The organism is Laspinema sp. D2d, from assembly GCF_025370755.1.
Classification (GTDB): Bacteria; Cyanobacteriota; Cyanobacteriia; order Cyanobacteriales; family Laspinemataceae; genus Laspinema.
Genome location: NZ_JAMXFC010000048.1, coordinates 1 through 16,631 on the forward strand (window position 1 = coordinate 1; position 16,631 = coordinate 16,631).

At 47.7% G+C, this 16,631-nt stretch carries 14 protein-coding genes; 8 read left to right on the forward strand and 6 right to left on the reverse strand.

All coding sequences use genetic code 11. The annotated features are described in order from the left end of the window. The first annotated feature begins 358 nt into the window (after nt 1-358). Nucleotides 359-781, forward strand: a complete 423-nt coding sequence (locus tag NG796_RS23460; protein ID WP_261209599.1) for a hypothetical protein — start codon at nt 359-361, stop codon at nt 779-781. 49 nt (nt 782-830) lie between these two features. Here NG796_RS23460 and NG796_RS23465 read toward each other — a convergent pair whose 3' ends face one another. From NG796_RS23465 to sir, 3 genes are all read right to left on the reverse strand, one after another. Further along, entirely contained in the window at nt 831-1,625 is a 795-nt protein-coding gene (locus NG796_RS23465; RefSeq protein ID WP_261209600.1) for a 16S rRNA (uracil(1498)-N(3))-methyltransferase, read from the reverse strand. A gap of 21 nt (nt 1,626-1,646) precedes the next feature. Further along, the gene (locus NG796_RS23470; protein ID WP_261209601.1) at nt 1,647-2,765 is read right to left on the reverse strand and encodes a DUF389 domain-containing protein; all 1,119 of its coding nucleotides are present in this window, start codon (nt 2,763-2,765) and stop codon (nt 1,647-1,649) included. A gap of 235 nt (nt 2,766-3,000) precedes the next feature. Then, the gene (gene sir / locus NG796_RS23475) at nt 3,001-5,154 is read right to left on the reverse strand and encodes a sulfite reductase, ferredoxin dependent (protein ID WP_261209602.1); all 2,154 of its coding nucleotides are present in this window, start codon (nt 5,152-5,154) and stop codon (nt 3,001-3,003) included. Between the two features lie 1,257 nt (nt 5,155-6,411). Between sir and NG796_RS23480 the strand changes: the two genes are divergently transcribed. Continuing rightward, entirely contained in the window at nt 6,412-6,876 is a 465-nt protein-coding gene (locus NG796_RS23480; RefSeq protein WP_261209603.1) for a GtrA family protein, read from the forward strand. A gap of 280 nt (nt 6,877-7,156) precedes the next feature. Here NG796_RS23480 and NG796_RS23485 read toward each other — a convergent pair whose 3' ends face one another. Continuing rightward, the gene (locus NG796_RS23485; RefSeq protein ID WP_261209604.1) at nt 7,157-8,005 is read right to left on the reverse strand and encodes a nuclear transport factor 2 family protein; all 849 of its coding nucleotides are present in this window, start codon (nt 8,003-8,005) and stop codon (nt 7,157-7,159) included. A 213-nt stretch (nt 8,006-8,218) separates the two neighbouring features. Here NG796_RS23485 and murG point away from each other — a divergent pair, with 213 nt between their 5' ends. Then, nucleotides 8,219-9,283, forward strand: a complete 1,065-nt coding sequence (gene murG, locus NG796_RS23490; RefSeq protein WP_261209605.1) for an undecaprenyldiphospho-muramoylpentapeptide beta-N-acetylglucosaminyltransferase — start codon at nt 8,219-8,221, stop codon at nt 9,281-9,283. A gap of 290 nt (nt 9,284-9,573) precedes the next feature. Here the strand turns inward: murG and NG796_RS23495 are convergent, their stop codons facing one another. Continuing rightward, entirely contained in the window at nt 9,574-10,155 is a 582-nt protein-coding gene (locus NG796_RS23495; protein WP_261209606.1) for a thioredoxin family protein, read from the reverse strand. 244 nt (nt 10,156-10,399) lie between these two features. Between NG796_RS23495 and NG796_RS23500 the strand changes: the two genes are divergently transcribed. The 4 genes from NG796_RS23500 to NG796_RS23515 all read left to right on the forward strand — a co-directional run bounded on the left by NG796_RS23500 (nt 10,400) and on the right by NG796_RS23515 (nt 12,544). Beyond that, nucleotides 10,400-10,804: an NIL domain-containing protein gene (locus tag NG796_RS23500; RefSeq protein ID WP_261209607.1), complete on the forward strand. Its 405-nt coding sequence runs from the start codon at nt 10,400-10,402 to the stop codon at nt 10,802-10,804. Nucleotides 10,805-10,864: 60 nt separating this feature from the next. Next, on the forward strand, nt 10,865-11,296 hold the full coding sequence (locus tag NG796_RS23505; protein ID WP_261209608.1) for a hypothetical protein: 432 nt from the start codon (nt 10,865-10,867) through the stop codon (nt 11,294-11,296). Between the two features lie 204 nt (nt 11,297-11,500). Continuing rightward, entirely contained in the window at nt 11,501-12,082 is a 582-nt protein-coding gene (gene lepB / locus NG796_RS23510; protein ID WP_261209609.1) for a signal peptidase I, read from the forward strand. A gap of 138 nt (nt 12,083-12,220) precedes the next feature. Beyond that, a complete protein-coding gene (locus tag NG796_RS23515; RefSeq protein ID WP_254566354.1) occupies nt 12,221-12,544 on the forward strand; it encodes a DUF1825 family protein in 324 nt (107 codons plus the stop codon). Nucleotides 12,545-12,892: 348 nt separating this feature from the next. Here NG796_RS23515 and NG796_RS23520 read toward each other — a convergent pair whose 3' ends face one another. Then, nucleotides 12,893-14,815 (reverse strand): transglycosylase domain-containing protein, encoded by a 1,923-nt coding sequence (locus NG796_RS23520; protein WP_261209610.1) that lies wholly within the window; start codon nt 14,813-14,815, stop codon nt 12,893-12,895. Nucleotides 14,816-15,416: 601 nt separating this feature from the next. Here NG796_RS23520 and tyrS point away from each other — a divergent pair. After that, the gene (gene tyrS / locus NG796_RS23525) at nt 15,417-16,628 is read left to right on the forward strand and encodes a tyrosine--tRNA ligase (protein ID WP_261209611.1); all 1,212 of its coding nucleotides are present in this window, start codon (nt 15,417-15,419) and stop codon (nt 16,626-16,628) included. Nucleotides 16,629-16,631 lie beyond the last annotated feature (3 nt).

Genomic DNA, 16,631 nt, shown 5'->3' on the forward strand with positions numbered 1-16,631 from the left:
TCCTCCCCATCCTCCCCATCCTCCCCATCCTCCCCATCCTCCCCATCCTCCCCATCTCCCCCATCCTCCCCATCTCTCATTGCCAACTTACAATTTATTTATGAAAATGTTTGTAGTTCTGTAAAGCAGTTCTCAGGGGAAACGGCCATTTAAGGGGATTTTGTAAATTTTTATTAAGATTTTTCTTGAAAAAGGAGGAGTTGGCTTATCAGAACTTCATAATTAAACGAAACAGTTTTCAGTTTTTGGGGGGCCTTGAACAGAATCGGCTTATCCCGATCGCTTGAGCAAAGCGGCAATAAGCTATTAAGGCTTGAACCCTTGCCCATAGAGAGTAAACATTTTAGGAGTAAGGACCATGTTCGGTTTTATCAAAAAATTATTTGGCGGCATTTTCAGCTTCTTAGGTGGCTTATTTGGATTCAAAAAATCTGGATACTACCTGGAACTAGAAGAATCGAAAGGCTCTGCTCCTGCTGCCAAACCCCCAACGGCTCAAGTCCAGAAACTAGAACCCCTTCCTACAGAGAAATCTGAACCCGCAAAGGTGAGCAAATCTAAGGGAACTGAGAAAAAGGCAGAACCGAAGCCAACAGCGCCAGCACCTGCGCCTGCGGTGGCGATCGCCAAGGCAGAACCAGCGAAACCAGCGCCCAAAGAGGTGGCTCCTGCTCCCAAACGGGAAGCGACCCCAGTCATGGTTACCCCCCGCCGTCGTCCCGGTGCGAATATGACTTCTTATCTGGATATGGCTCGGAATATGCAAACTTCGACCCGCTAGAAGTGCCACGGAGAGACGCGAAAATCGCGTCTCTTTCTAGTTTTTAGGGTCAAATGCTCTGATTTGGGTTCGGGTTTATTTCTAAAGCTGCGGCAATCAGGGATAAGGCTACGGCGGGTGCAGTCACGGCTCGGAGGATGCGACTGCCGAGAGAAACGGGTTGGAAACCGGAGGCGATCGCCTGTTCGACTTCTGCTGGGGTCCATCCCCCTTCTGGTCCGATCGCGATTTCAAGGGGACCTAGTTGTAATCCTGCTGGAGACCCTTGACTGGCTAAAGCCTGTTTTAATAAATGGGGAGAGTCGGTGCGAGTGACACAAATATAACGGTTCGGGGGTTTTTCTGGCAGAGCCAAATAGTCCCGAAAGGTGACTGGCTCCAAAATGGTGGGGACGATTTGGCGTTCTGATTGTTCTGCTGCTTCTCGTGCAATGCGACGCCAGCGATCGAGCTTGTTTGGACTAGGTTTGAGGACCGTGCGATCGCTTAACACTGGGACGAGGGTGGTTACACCCAGCTCTGTGGTTTGTCTCACCACTTCATCCCAACCATTTTTAGGCAGTGCCAGGATTAAGGTGATGGGAACCGGCAACTCAGTTTGTACCGGGATTGACTCTAAAATCGTGGCAAATTCAGGATTTTCAGACAATTGAGCGAGCCACCATTGTCCTTGTCCATCCATTGCAATAAAGCGATCGCCTGCTGTTAAGCGCAAGACGCGACTGAGATAATGCTGTTGAGCGCGATCCAGCAAAATACCTCCGGATTGAAGTTGTGCTTCGGCGATCGCCACTCGTTGCAGTTGCCCTAACTGATTAGAATTTCCGGTTTTAGCTGCGTTCACAAACCCCCCTATATTTTCAATTTAATTCTCGGATTCTTGATTGATAAAATCTTCTCCCCAGGCTGGATCTACATTGGGGTTTACAGCGTCAGAGGGAGCCCTAAATTGGGTCAGAGGAATCACTTGAACATTTAATGAAATGGGTTTTTGCAGTCTGTCTTCTAAAAAATCTCGAACGAGCTTAACTTGGTTTTCTGAAATTGAGTTTGCTGCTGCAGTAACTTCGAGGTTAACAATCAGTGCCTCTCGGTAAGGTTCAACTTGTACCCTCCGGATATCAGTTTTAGAAAAAGTCAGAGTTTCTTGACTAATTAAAACGGCAATACTGCGGCGAACATTATCTCGTAAAACTAAGTTGTTGAGGGAAAATCCTAAAGGAACCCCTAAAATTATTAAAGCGAATAAAGAGATTATAAATCCTTCTTTTGCTCGTTTGAGTGACCCATATTCTTGGGTAACAAAAACTACCCCTCCACTAAAAACAATTCCGATTAAGTTCGTTAAAAAAAGTAAAGAACTGCCGATAAAAATTTCATGAGAAGCTAAAGAAATCCCGATTCCCATAACGCTTAAGGGAGGAACTAAGGCCACTGCGATCGCTACTCCGGGTAAGGCATCGGCAATATGACGCCGAGATTTAGCAAAAGCACCTGCAGTACCTGCGGCTAAGGCTACACCGAGATCGAGTAAGGTTGGCTGCGATCGGGCCATAATTTCCCCTTCAACCGCGTCTAAGCCAATCAGATTAGAGATAACAAATGAGGTAAAAACCGTTAAAAATACTCCACTTCCCAAGGTTAAAGCTGATCGCTTTAACAAGCGGCGATTCCCCATCACCATTCCATAAGCGATACCCAGAATTGGACCCATTAAAGGAGCAATAATCATCGCTCCAATAATCGTAGCAGCACTATTAGCCAACAGTCCTAGGGTAGAAATAATAGCGGACAATCCCAGCAAAATATAAAAGCTTTGGGACGGAACCGAGGAGCGCCACACTTGCCGGTTTAAACCTTCTATTGAGATGGGTTTTTCCGCCAGCCATTTCCATTGGCCGCTATTACTGTTCCACCAGCTTTTAAAGAACCGGATGGTTCGCAGATACCCTAAAAGTCCCCGTCGTTTGAACTTAAAGCTCACCGTCAAAACCTGCCAGGAATTTCAATTAGGAACCCGAGTCGTCACCCTAAAAGCCATCAGGCTCGTTCTGAGTATTCCTTAATTTATCAAACTCCTGACAGATTTTTCTTTCTCATATCGGTAGATTAAACCGAATGGCGTTCATTCCCTATCAATCCCCCCAACCCCCCTGATTAAGGGGGGCTTTTGAGAATTCTGCAAGAAGTCTATTAAACCGAGACAATTAGCGAGAAGTTTAAGCTTGTTCCGTCAAGCTTTTTAAGAAAGCATCGATCGCATCTCCAGCCAATTGACTCATTGGCTTACCCTGACGCTCTGCTTCTGTCTTAAGCTGGAGATAAATCTCATTGCTGACATTAATCCGGCGACGAGGAGGACGAGAAGAGCCGCCCTCTTCCCCTTCACTGTCATCACCGCCACCGCCACCGCCACTGGGGGGAGTCGGAGGAGTGGGAGGAACACCGGAATCCGTAGCAGGCGTCGTACCCGTGGGAGCATCGCTTCCAGCAGTTACCGGCATAGAGGACTCGGAACTCATGGAAGCCGCAATGGGCTCGGCACCCGAAGTCGTGACATTTTCAGAATTAACTGGAGAAGAGAATTGATTAACCATTTCTTGAATTGAAGCGTTGGGAGTAGCAGAATATGTAGCAGCAAAGCGACGCAGGGCTTCAAACCCGACCCGATGGCAAAAATCACCAAAGCTCTCAGGTTCAACCCGATGAAGCTGTTCTTGTTTGAAATACACAAACAAAGGTTCTAGGGTAGCTTCCAAATTTTCGATCGCCAAACTTTCAATGTAAGTTTCAGCCAACCTAGTTTGATGGGGACTCCCACCTAACCAGAGTTGATAAGCATCCGGAGATCTGCCCACAAAGCCGAGTTCAGCTAAGTAGGGACGAGCACAACCATTCGGGCAACCCGTCATCCGGACCACGAAGTGTTCTTCTGGTAAGCCAACTTGATTCAGCAGGGCGCGAATGCGATCGAGGACACCGGGGATCCCGCGTTCGGCTTCAGCGATCGCTAAACCGCAAGTTGGCAAAGCAGGGCAAGCCATTGAATAGCGAACCAACGGGTCGATATCGGTTTCCCGTTTAATCCCACATTCTTGCAGAATTTGCTCGATTTCCCGTTGCTGTTCCGGTGCAATATCGTACAGTAACACATTTTGATGGGGGGTCAGTAGCATCGGCAGGTTGAATGCCTCTACAATCCGTCGCAACGCTGTCTTAAGCTGCAAAGAACCGCGATCGTGAATTCGACCATTTTCCACGGAAATTCCGTAGAATAGCTTGCCATCGCCCTGATCATGCCAACCGAGGAAGTCCAGGTATTTGAACTCGGGTAAGGGTCTGAAGGGTTCAAACGGTTTCCCGAAATAGCCTTCGACGGTTTCCCGGAATTTTTCAACGCCCCAGTTTTCTAGGAGGTATTTCATCCGGGAAAGACGGCGTTCGACGCGATTGCCATAATCGCGTTGGGTCGCGACAATGGCCTTAACCGCATCGTAAATGTCATCTTTTCTAACAAACCCGATGGGATCGGCTAGACGGGGAAAGGTTTCCTCTTTGTTATGGGTGCGCCCCAATCCACCTCCTGCAAGGACGTTAAATCCTTCCAGTTGGCCCGCATCATCCAGAATTACGACGAGGCCCAGGTCTTGAGAATAAATATCAACAGAATTATCCCCAGGGACCGTGATGGCAATTTTGAATTTGCGCGGTAGAAACAGGGATCCATAAATCGGGTCTGGGGAATCGTGGAAGATGGTTCCGTTACCATTGCGCTGGCGCGCTTCTTTCACCTCGGGATTTTCTTCACCGCTGATGGCTTTTTCCCCATCCAGCCAAATCTCGTAATAGGCCCCACTCTGTGGGGTCAGCAAATCGGCGATATCGTTGGCATATCTACGAACGCAATCGTAATCGACGCGGTTCGTAAATGGCGCTGGAGGTGCCATAACGTTGCGGTTAATGTCCCCGCAAGCGCCCAAGGTAGAACCCATGTTGTTGACAATTTCCTGGATTGCCGTCTTCAAGTTTTTCTTCAAGATTCCATGCATTTGGAACCCTTGACGGGTGGTGACTCGCAGGGTGTGATTGCCATACTCTTCCGACAGCCGTTCTAAGGTCAGATACAGCTGGGGTGGAATGAATCCCCCGGGCGATCGGGTACGGAGCATCATTTGGTAGTCTTTTTCCTGTCCTTTGACCCGATTTTCCCGGTTATCTTGCTGATATGAACCGTGAAATTTCAGAATCTGATAGGCATCATGGGAAAAATGAGTTGTATCTTCTAAAAGCTCGGTGGCAAGCGGTTCGCGCAAATAGTTGCTACGTTCTTTGATGCCTTCGACTTTAGAAACTTTTTGACTGTTATCAGTCATTGATGGTGACGTTGTAAAGGATTGAACCATGAGCACATCTCGTGAAAATGGTAGAGGCTATTTCTCTCCGGTAATCCGGTCGGAATAGCGATGTTTTTCGATCTTATCACTGCCTTTCCTAATTTAAGGGATCATTTGGCAAATTAGGATCCATTCCTTCCTTCAGAATGTTAAGTCTTGTTAATTTGGGTTTCCCATACGGGGGTTAACCCATCCCTCAAGAGAGAGTCGTAGTGATTGACCTGCCGGGATTTGACCCGTTTTTCGGTGACTCTTAAATCAAGGGTTAGCCGCGATCGCCGTCCCGAGAAGAGAATCCTGAGCAAAATCTGGGGAACAGTTTCCCGTAGATTTTCTGAAGCGGGTTGATTAGGTGTAGTTACTTACTGGCTTTTGGATATGTCTCTCCCTGATTTTGGCGATCGCTCCAATCTATCACAGCAGTTTCTCCCTACTCAATTTGTAAATCGATACTCTTTTCGCCGATCGCAATTTAGCTCAAAATCCTTAAATATCTGATTAACTTTTCCCTTAATTCTGTAAATTTTCTCTAAAATTTTTCTAAATTTTCTTTAAATTATTATCAAATCTGCTATAATCCATCCCAATACTCCGGCGATATAGATTGCCCTAAAATTTTTAAGTTCGCGCCATTGACGAGTATCCAGCGATCGCTTCCTTAAATTTCTCCCACCCCCTCATTCCTGAAAAATTTTCCGCCGCTTCCAACCTGGATAACCCCCCTAAATTCCGCTTCAATCTGTCCTGTATTCTGATTAGAATTCTTCAAAATCCAGCCAAGGTGTAGATTTACAACCTCAATCCCCCTTCTTCCCCTTCCTTCCCCCATTTTCCCATAGCGCTATCATGAGGATATCTGGTGGCAGCAAGGTTAAGACTTAAAATCTCCCGTCTCTACAGATCCTCGGGTTCAAACCCATATTGGTTTATGGCGAATCAGGGAAGATTTCAGCTTAACCCAACCCATAGCCAGTTGATCAACTGACACATGGCCTGCCCATTTTCTCCGCCAGAATACAATAAATAGTAGGTTAGGACTCTCAGCAGCAGATTCCCCAATCTTTGCTTATGATGGTTAATTATACTCATCGGGACAAGGATGCTGTATGCTGATCCCGCACCCCTCCAAGAGGGTTGGAAGCGGGATACCTCTTTTCTCCTTACGGATGAGAAATTTTAATCTGTCTGCTGATTCAACGGTATGGTATGTATGCAATTAAAGATCTAAAGCGTGCAATGAGAGCGCTCATCGAACACATTCGAGATATTAGTAAAATGAGTGTTGCCTCTTGGCTGGCAACCGCCCTTGATTTTGTAGTGTTTACTCTGTTCAACCGAGGAGTAAATATACAAATTTCTACGGCAGCCGCTCTCGGTTCTCTAGCCGGAGCATTGCTCCATTTTACAATTTGCCGACTTTGGGTATTTCGTCATAGCAAAAAGCACGGTTTAGCGGAATCTCTAGGTCGTTATATTATCGTGTCTGGGGGAGCCTTAATTTTACATTCCATCGGCACCACCCTTCTGGCTAACTTTATTATTCACCAAGAAGAACTAGCTTGGTTAATTTCTAAAAATACGGTTTTCCTGTTCTGGGTGTATCCTGGCACTAAATACATGGTGTTTGGGCGCGGTCAATCCTTAAAACGCAATTCACCTAATTTCACCGCACAGCCTAAGCAAAGAGAGGATATTATTTAAATTCATTTAACATTTAACAGTTAAAACGATAAACATATTTCAGATTAATCAATTAGAGTTTCCTCGTTAGGATTGATGTGAATAGGGAAAGAAAAAAGTATTCCGATGTTCTTTTAAAGAACACCGGAATGCTTTTTTCTATAAGTTTTTTACAGCAATCAGGCCCTACGCTTAATCCGTGGAAGCCAGATACCCATCGGGAGCCAACTGCTCCCATTCCTGCGGAGAATTATGGGATTTCTGAGAGAGTAGGTATCTTAGAATAGAATCAAACTGAGGGTTAAGGGGCGACAATCCGGAGACGATGGGTGACCATTGTGATGCCATCTTTGCGAACAATAATGGCTGAAATCCAGCGATTATCTTCCGTGGATGGGGCTTGACCCACTTTAAAAAGTCCCCCAGCGGCAAGGGGTTCTAAGGTCAAATCTGAAGGCATTAAATATTGGGTCATGCGAACGGGTTCTTCCATTGCATAGCCGAGAATTAAATCATTGCGTAGGGGTTCAACGACGATCGCATCGAAGTTATAACGCTCTCCGGGGCGGACTTCTTCTGGTAAATTAATTTGTAGCGTCGGGGGATTTTCGCCGGTGGTGATTTGATTGCGTTCGGCGAGAATATTTTGACGGATAATTTTCTGGTTACTATAATGCTGCTGCGATCGCACGGTTGCGGTTAACCTCAAATCGCGATCGTTTTGAGTCTCCACCCCCGTAATTTCAGTGACGGTTTCCACCTTAAATCCATTCCCATCCCGTTCCCATGACTCAATTTCCGTGCGATAGCTCAGATTCGGAAAACGCTCCCAGAGTTGGGTTAATCCTTGCCTCAAACTCTCATAATCTAATCCATCGGAATTGACAAAAGTCGGACTATAAAACTGCATCACGCCTTGAATATCTTGGCGATTGGCGGCAGCATCAATATCCTGGAGAATCCGATTGAGTTCTGGGGGTGCAGTTTGAGCCGTGGCTGCGGCAACCCGGGTTGGTGTGGCCCCTCCCGCACACCAGAGGGTGAAACCAACGATGATTGCAGCGATCGCCGAACGTTCACGACTGGGGGTCTCCGTGGCTTGCCGCGAAGGGCGGGAACGGGATTGCAGTAAGCTCAAGGGATTAGTCATTGGGGAGGGCTTCAACACGACACGACAGATAAAGATCCTAGCAATAGTCTTCCCGAGAGAACCGGGAATTTCCGCAGAGATAAACTGAATTGGATTGCGCAGACTCTCAAAAAAGAGCGTTCAACCCGTTTAAATTTATAGTTTAGATGCGATCGCGATTGTTGCATCCAACCGCAAACTATCCCCAGGAAACCACAAACAGAGGCTACCGATTTGGCAAATAAACCGATTCGATTACTGATTGCTGCGAGTGGCACAGGTGGGCATTTGTTCCCCGCACTCGCCACCGCCGAACAACTCAAAGACTATCAAATTGAATGGTTGGGGGTTCCCAACCGTATGGAAACTCAACTCATTGGCGATCGCTATCGGTTGCACACCATTCCTGTGGAAGGATTTCAACAGCGTCTCGGACTCGGCACCCTCAAAATCGCCTTCCGACTCGTCAGTTCCGTGTTTAAAGTGCGTCGCTTGCTCAAAACGGGTGAATTTCACGGCGTCTTTACCACCGGGGGTTATATTGCGGCTCCAGCCATTTTAGCAGCCCGTTCTTTGGGGTTACCGGCTATTCTTCATGAGTCTAACGCCCTGCCGGGGAAAGTCACCCGCACGTTTAGTCCCTTTTGTAGTGTGGTGGCAGTCGGGTTTGAGAAGGCGGCACAATATTTACCCAAGGCAAAAACCGCTGTGGTGGGAACTCCGGTGCGATCGCCCTTCCTGGCTACCCCGGAATTTGATTTACCCATTCCAGAAAATGTCCCTTTGATTGCGATCGCCGGAGGTTCCCAAGGCGCAGTTGCTGTCAATAAATTGGTGCGAGAATGCGCTCAAGCTTGGATTGATGCCGGTGCTTGGATCTTTCATCAAACGGGAGATAATGATCCAGAAGTCAATCATTTTCAGCATCCCCACTATATTTCCATGCCATTTTATTCCAATATGGCGGGATTATTGCATCGCGCTACTCTCGTGATTAGTCGGGCGGGCGCAGGGACTTTAACTGAATTAGCGGTGACTAAAACGCCCTCTATTTTGATTCCTTATCCCTTTGCAGCCGAAGATCATCAAGCTTATAATGCAGCAGTTTTTGCCGATGCAGGGGCCGCCGTCCTGTATCGCCAACAAGAGCTAACGGCGCAACAGTTGGAACAGCAAGTATTAGACTGGCTCAAATCACCGGAATCCTTGCAGAAAATGGCAGAGGCAGCCGGTGGGTTAGCGGTTCCCGATAGCAGCGATCGGCTTGCTCAATTAGTCCGGGAATGGGTGGAAAAATAAGGCTTGATTCTCTGATTTTAAGGATAATTAATAGATTAGAAACCGGGGATTTTTAGCAAATTTATCCCGATTATCAAAAAGTTTAAAAACCCCGGTTTCTGTTTCTATGTAGGTCATTCGAGGGGACTTTTTATACCCAATCCAGTTGCAAAAAGTCGGTTTTCTCTACTCAGCCCGCGTAGGCGGGCTTCGTCCTGTGAGCCTCCACCCTTCTGGGTGCCGGTTTTTATAAACCTTTCACAACGGAATTGCGTATTAAATACTCCAATATTTCCTCAATTAAAAACTGCTTAATCTACCACTTGAGCGCTATGGCTGCGAGGGTCAGTTTTATTGCTATTGTTCGGGACTGCCGCACTATTCAAGGCGGAATTTTGACCTTTAGCCTTGGCATGGGGTAACGGGTTTCCGGCAATTAATGCTTCGATATTTTCGGCCATAACTGCCCGAGGAATTTCTCCGATCGCCTCAGCAATTGGCTCTGCCTCTCCCCCTAAAAATACAAAATGAGGAATACCATCAACTCGATATTTAGTCAATTCAGGTAACCACTTGGTATTGTCCACATTCAACATGACAAAGTTAACCCTATCTGCATATTCCGTTTCCAGTTCTTTCATTTCCGGTGCCATTGCCATACAACTCGTGCACCAATTGGCATAAAATTCCATCAGAGTAGGTTTGCCATTCGCCAGTGCCACCTCATAAGGGATAGAATCCGTCTCCAGATCCGTTAAAGAAACCGTACTCGATTCCGTCCGCAATCCCAGGAAAATCCCCACTGCTAATACAGTAGCCGTTAGGACAATAATCAAATTTCTGAGTTGATTCAAGAAGGAAGCAGGGGGTTTTTCAGGTAAATTCGCAGTCATCGGCTTTTTGATTCCTAGTTATTACAAGTTGTTTCTAGTTTAGCGAACGATCGCCCGTTGGGAAGGATCAGCCAACCGGCATGGAATTCTGGGTTAGGGATGGGGTAGAGGCGTGAGCGCGAACCGCATTTTCTCGATAATCCGCGCTACAATAAGACTTGGGAATTTCGATAAGAATTCGTCAGGAACTCCCTAAAAAGTTTTACCCGTTTTATCATTCCAAGCCACTGATTTAAAGTAAACTGTGAAAAAACGAGTTACCCTAACCTTTCCTAAACGGTCAGTCCAAATGCCAATTACTTATCGGTTGGCGAAAGATTTTAACGTAGCGGCTAATATTATTCGTGCACAGGTTGCACCCAACCAAGTAGGGACGCTCGTGGTTGAATTATCCGGGGATATTGATCAACTCGATGCGGCAATGGATTGGATGCGATCGCATGATATTACCATTTCCCTAGCCTCTCGGGAAATTTTAATTGATGAAGAGACTTGTGTCCATTGCGGACTCTGTACGGGAGTCTGTCCCACGGAAGCACTGCACCTTGACCGGGAGAGCTTTCAACTGAATTTCACGCGATCGCGTTGTGTCGTTTGTGAACAATGTATTCCTACTTGTCCCGTTCAAGCAATTTCTACCCATCTTTAAGGTCCGCCGAATATTAAACCGTTAAGGCGGAGATTTTTAACGAGTGCCAGAGGAGATTCCATGTTTTTATTTTTTATCAAAGCACTTCCCCGGCTGTCTCTGATGCTACTTGCTCTGACTTATTTTAACTTTGGTTGGACCTTAGCTACCGCCCAATCCCCCTTGTGGGTGTGGGTTTTATCCATCATTTTGACCTTTCTGATGGCCGAGGCATTAGCCGCCCCTTGGTCGATTATCCGCACCTTTTCCGTGCGTTGGTTGAAATCCGATTATCGGACATTTTTTACTGTCTTATTGGGCGCTTTTTTCCTAGTCGTGTTTCTCTCTTGGTTGAATATTTCCGCTTACGGATTAGCCTTATTAGTCTCCGCTGCGATCGCCCGATTGGACCTCCAAACGGGTCCGTTCCGTCCCTGGCAGGATTTCTTAATTTTATTTGTAGTCGCGACCCTGGGTTTGAGCCTCGGTTGGGTGCTCTACTTGATTTTATAAATCCCTCGACCCGTGAATCAAAAGTCCGAGGAATTGGACCCTCCTAGAATCCCGCCCTTGTCCGAATTGAATCCCAGACTAGAGGCGCGACAGCAACGTTGTAAGATAAAAAGACACATACAAACCTTGAAATGTCTGCGGATCTGGAACAGATACCAGAAGCAAAGCGGGCAAATCTGGCCTCATGGGAGAAGGGAACTGGAGATGACCTCTGAGAAAACGGAATTAAAAAAAACAGACTCCATCGAATCAAACGGGTGGAAGCAGTTGCGAGACAACGTGCAAATTTTGGCGATCGCCTTGATTTTAGCCCTAGGGATTCGAGCTTTTGTCGCTGAACCGCGATATATTCCTTCCGTCTCAATGGTTCCGACCCTAGAAGTGGGCGATCGCATCGTCGTCGAAAAACTCTCCTATAACTGGCGATCGCCCACCGCCGGAGATATCATCGTTTTTGACCCCCCAGAAGCGCTTCAACAGTACGGTTACACCAAAAACCAAGCCTTCATCAAACGAGTCATTGCCACCGAAGGTCAGTTCGTCCGTATTCACAACGGCCAACTCTACCTCAATGACGAACCCATCAAAGAAGAGTACATTGCCGAACCCCCAGACTATGAGTGGGGTCCCCAAAAAGTCCCCACCGACACCGTATTTGTCATGGGAGATAACCGTAATAACAGCAATGATTCTCATGTTTGGGGGTTTTTACCCAAAACCAACATCATTGGACGTGCAGTTGGGCGATTTTGGCCAATTAATCGGATCGGTTTCCTCGACAATTAACCCCAAATTTCCCTCAAAAACCCCGTAGAAATCTATTCTTGACTAAAACCATTTTCCACCCCTGCACTAAAATAATAAGATAGAGGGTGGGAATTCCCACCAACTGGGGAAACGAGTATAAGAGAAACTGGGAAAACAATGGGTTTTTTTGATTCTGAAATCGTTCAGCAAGAAGCCAAAGAGCTGTTTGAAGATTATCGAGCCTTGATCCAACTAGGCAGCAATTACGGAAAATTTGACAGAGAAGGGAAAAAGCTCTATATCGATCGCATGGAAGCCATGATGGATCGGTACAGTATTTTTATGAAACGCTTTGAACTCTCCGAAGACTTCATGGCTCAAATGACCGTTGAACAGCTTAAGACCCAACTGGGTCAATTTGGCATGACACCGCAGCAAATGTTTCAACAAATGCACCAAACCCTCGAACGCATGAAAAAACAATTAGAACAAGAGGCTTAAACCACTCAATCTCGCGTCAATATCGAGTCAATAGAGAGTGTGCCCCGGGACACTTTTGCAACTCGGGAAAAGGCAGATGAGCGATCGGGGAAATTCGTAGGGATAAGAAACTGGGTTTTTTACCTAGTCATTGATTACGGATTACTCCAGATGAGGGCAAGAAACCTCGTTTCTTTTCTGCCTACTCTACTGGAAAAACCGGATGGAGTATCTTACCCCATCCGGTTTTTAAAAGGGGAGATCTATTGGTTCCTTTGGACTCGGCTTCACCCAAGTCCCAAGGAACCTCCCCGTCTCTCCCCCATCCTCCGTCTCTCCCCCATCTCCCCTATCTCCCCACCCCACTCATTACGGCGGGTCAAATTCCCCAGGAGAGGGGAAGTCTTCCACCGGCGTTCCTTGCATCGCCTGATGCATGAAATCTCGCCAAATGGGAGCAACAAAACCGCCACCCGTAGCCCCCGTAGCCAAAGGTCGGTTGTCATCATTGCCCACCCATACCGCCGCAGACAACTGCGGGACATAACCCACAAACCAGATATCCCGTTGAGAAGACGTCGTTCCCGTCTTCCCAGCCGCCGGACGGCCTAAACGCGCACCCGTCCCAGTTCCCTGACTAATGACCCCTTGCAGGACATTTGTCAGGGCAGCAACTGACCAAGGATCGAGAACCAATTTCGGTTTAGGGGTATTGTCTAGCAAGATATTCCCGGTACTATCCGTCACTTGCACAATAAAGGTCGGGTCCGAATGCCAACCATTGCTGGCAAACGTCGCAAAAGCACCCGCCATTTCCATCGGGGTCATATCGATCGCCCCTAACGGCATAGAAATCACAGGCTCCATTGGACTGGTAATTCCCAAAGACCGGCAAATTTCAATGACCTTATTTAAACCCACGGATTGGCCGAGTTTAATCGCCGGAATGTTCAGAGAGACTTCCAATGCCTTGCGAATCGACACGGCCCCAGAAAACCCGCCGCCATAGTTTTGCGGTGAGTAATACCCATCGCCGTCACGATAGCTCACCGGGCTATCCTGAATAATGGAGTCCGGGCCGTACTGACCCGACGCAAAGGCCGCATAATAAACAAACGGCTTAAACGCCGAACCCGTTTGCCGTCGGGCTTGAATCGCTCGGTTATATTGACTACTTTGGAAATCCACACCCCCCACCATCGCTTTCACGAAGTGAGTGCGCGGATCCACTGCCACTAGGGCAACTTGACCATTAGTGCGGCTATAGAACAATCCTTGATAATAAAGCCGCTCATGCCAACGTCGGACCGTTTCTTCGGCCATGCGTTGGAAATTCATATCAATGGTGGTTTGAACCCGCATCCCGCCCTTAAGGACTGCATCCCGACCGAAACGGCGGGTCAACTCCTGAATCACCGCATCGGTCACATAAGGCAGATTACTTTGACCAAACGAGGTAATTCGTCCCACCAATAGCGGTTGCTGACGAGCTTTGGTTTCTTCTTCTGCCGTAATCCATTTAAGAGCCCGCATTCGGCCCAGTACCACCGCCTGCCGTTGTTTGGCAAGGGGATAGTTGACAAAGGGGCTGTATTCTTCCGGGGCCTGGATGATGCCCGCCAGCATGGCCGCCTCTGCCAGGGTCAACTCTGAGGAGGGCTTATTAAAATAGCTTTGGGAAGCCGTTTCAACCCCGTATAAGTTATGCCCCCAATACACCTGATTCAGATAGAATTCTAAAATCTCGTTTTTTTCGAGAATTTGCTCCATACGAATCGCTAGAACCGCCTCAGCCGCTTTCCGGCTAAAGGAGCGATTCGGGGACAAAAATAGGTTTTTAACCAACTGCATCGTTAGGGTCGAACCCCCTTCGACGGTCTCCCCTTGCTCTAGGTTGGCAACTAAGGCCCGCATCACCCCACCGGGGTTAATCCCGTGGTGAAGGTAAAAATGACTATCTTCAATGGCTAGAACGGCTCGTTTGAGGTTCGGGGAAATATTATCTAAAGGAACCACTTCCCGGTTGGCTTCATCATGAATCCGGGTTAAAAGAGTCCCCTTAATATCATAAATGTACGTTGTTTCTGTGGGAACATAAGTGCGTAGAACTCGGACGTCAGGAAGGTTGCGGAAGCTCAAAGCCAAGCCGACCAGTCCACCAGCCACGACCGAACTGAGCAACATGGTCATTCCAAGCAGAGTTCCTGCGGTGACTTTGCTGACGCCCTGAAAAAAACTGAAAATTGGTGCGGAGTCTCCAGGGGAATTTTGTCTAATCGTGTTAGTAGACACGGCGATTTTACTTCCTCTTCTAATCAAAGCTCAATAGGGTGAAAGGGGGACCGGGCAACTGGGGATACAGGTGAGGTCAAGTCATTTGGGAGCAATTTTAGCGCGATCGCTGAACAATTGGGGGAAGCGATTTCACCGATGCAGTTTATCATCCCTGGTCCGTTTCTGTCGGAGTCCCAAACCCTTGCTCCCATAATTCCATAACTAGATCGTCAAGTTGCAACCCGAACAATCCGGATCGCTCGATCGCAATCTCAGTGTAGTCCCTGGGACTGGACTTTGCGGGTTTAGGGCGATCACTTCCTTTGAAATTCCCCAACCGTGACCGGACTCCAGGGGGCCTGAACACAGGGCATTATCAATGAAACACTCCACAGGAACAGCGCCTTGATTTTTTTTAGCACTGATTTTTAGCACTAATTTTGGCAATTATAGTACCCTTCACTCCCTCAAGCCGTGATTACGTTCCCCACCCCAAGATCCCAGTTCACCGTTATTTAGATAGGGTGAGGGTGAGGGGTTACCCAATTTTTCGGTACACTTGTAAGTCACGAAGCAAAGTCAAGCAGTTGTACAACCTGGCACTAGAAGATTAAAACCCTTGAATCAAAGTTTATCCTGGCTGCACCGTGGTGTCAGCGAAATTTTTCCCAATCAACCGGAATCCCAGGACCCCAATGAGTCCTTGGTTGCCCGTCTGCACCGTGCAGACCGTCCCTTACGGGTTAAGCTAGGCATCGACCCCACGGGTGCCGATATCCATCTGGGTCACAGCATTCCCGTGCGAAAAATGCGGGCGTTTCAAGATGCAGGTCATACAGCCGTTCTGATTATTGGGGACTTTACCGCCCAAATTGGCGACCCCACGGGCAAATCAGAAGTCCGTCGCCAACTCTCGCCAGAAGATGTCCAGCACAACGCCCAAACCTATCTCGACCAAGTTCGTTCTATTTTAGATTTCGATACCCCCGGACGTTTAGAAATTCGCTACAACTCGGAATGGTTATCGAAGCTGAATTTAGCCCAAATTCAGGAACTGTTAACCACGATGACGGTGGGACAAATGTTGGCGAAAGAAGGATTCGCCGATCGCTATGAGAAAGGCAACCCTATCTACCTCCATGAGTTTCTCTATCCCCTGATGCAGGGATATGATTCCGTGGCAGTTCAGTCCGATGTGGAACTCGGGGGGACGGACCAAAAATTTAATATCGCCGTCGGACGGGATTTACAGCGCTATTTCGGCCAGGTCCCTCAGTTTGGCCTCCTAATGCCGATTTTGCTGGGGACCGATGGCACCCAAAAGATGTCTAAATCCCTGAATAATTATGTGGGTTTAGCAGAAGACCCGTTATCGATGTATTCCAAGTTGGAGAAGATTCCCGACTCCCTGATTGAGCAATATTTTGAACTGTTAACGCCTTTAGCGTTGAACGAGTTACCGGAAAACCCCCGCGATCGCCAAAAATTACTAGCAACTACGTTGGTGGCGCATCAACATGGGGAAGCGGCGGCAAAGGAGGCGCGACGCGCAGCGGAAACCCTCGTTCAAGGGGATGCTACCCAAGCGGAAGCGGTCCCAGAATTTTCCTTAGCAGGGGTGGAATTTCCCGCCAAACTGTTTTATATCCTCAATCTGACTGGATTATGCGCCAGTAGTTCGGATGCGCGTCGCCAGATTAAAGGGGGGGCAGTGCGTTTAGATGGCGATCGCATTGCGGACGAAAATCTCTCCTTTGAATCCGCCGCCGACCTCAATCATAAGGTTTTACAAGTCGGTAAAAAGAAATTCGTGCGTCTAGTCCAGTCCTAACCT

Coding starts and splice junctions, on each gene's coding strand:
- NG796_RS23460 (WP_261209599.1), top strand. CDS start 359: ATGTTCGGTTTTATCAAAAAATTATTTGGCGGCATTTTCAGCTTCTTA.
- sir (WP_261209602.1), bottom strand. CDS start 5,154: ATGACTGATAACAGTCAAAAAGTTTCTAAAGTCGAAGGCATCAAAGAA.
- NG796_RS23480 (WP_261209603.1), top strand. CDS start 6,412: ATGAGAGCGCTCATCGAACACATTCGAGATATTAGTAAAATGAGTGTT.
- NG796_RS23485 (WP_261209604.1), bottom strand. CDS start 8,005: ATGACTAATCCCTTGAGCTTACTGCAATCCCGTTCCCGCCCTTCGCGG.
- NG796_RS23495 (WP_261209606.1), bottom strand. CDS start 10,155: ATGACTGCGAATTTACCTGAAAAACCCCCTGCTTCCTTCTTGAATCAA.
- NG796_RS23505 (WP_261209608.1), top strand. CDS start 10,865: ATGTTTTTATTTTTTATCAAAGCACTTCCCCGGCTGTCTCTGATGCTA.
- lepB (WP_261209609.1), top strand. CDS start 11,501: ATGACCTCTGAGAAAACGGAATTAAAAAAAACAGACTCCATCGAATCA.
- NG796_RS23515 (WP_254566354.1), top strand. CDS start 12,221: ATGGGTTTTTTTGATTCTGAAATCGTTCAGCAAGAAGCCAAAGAGCTG.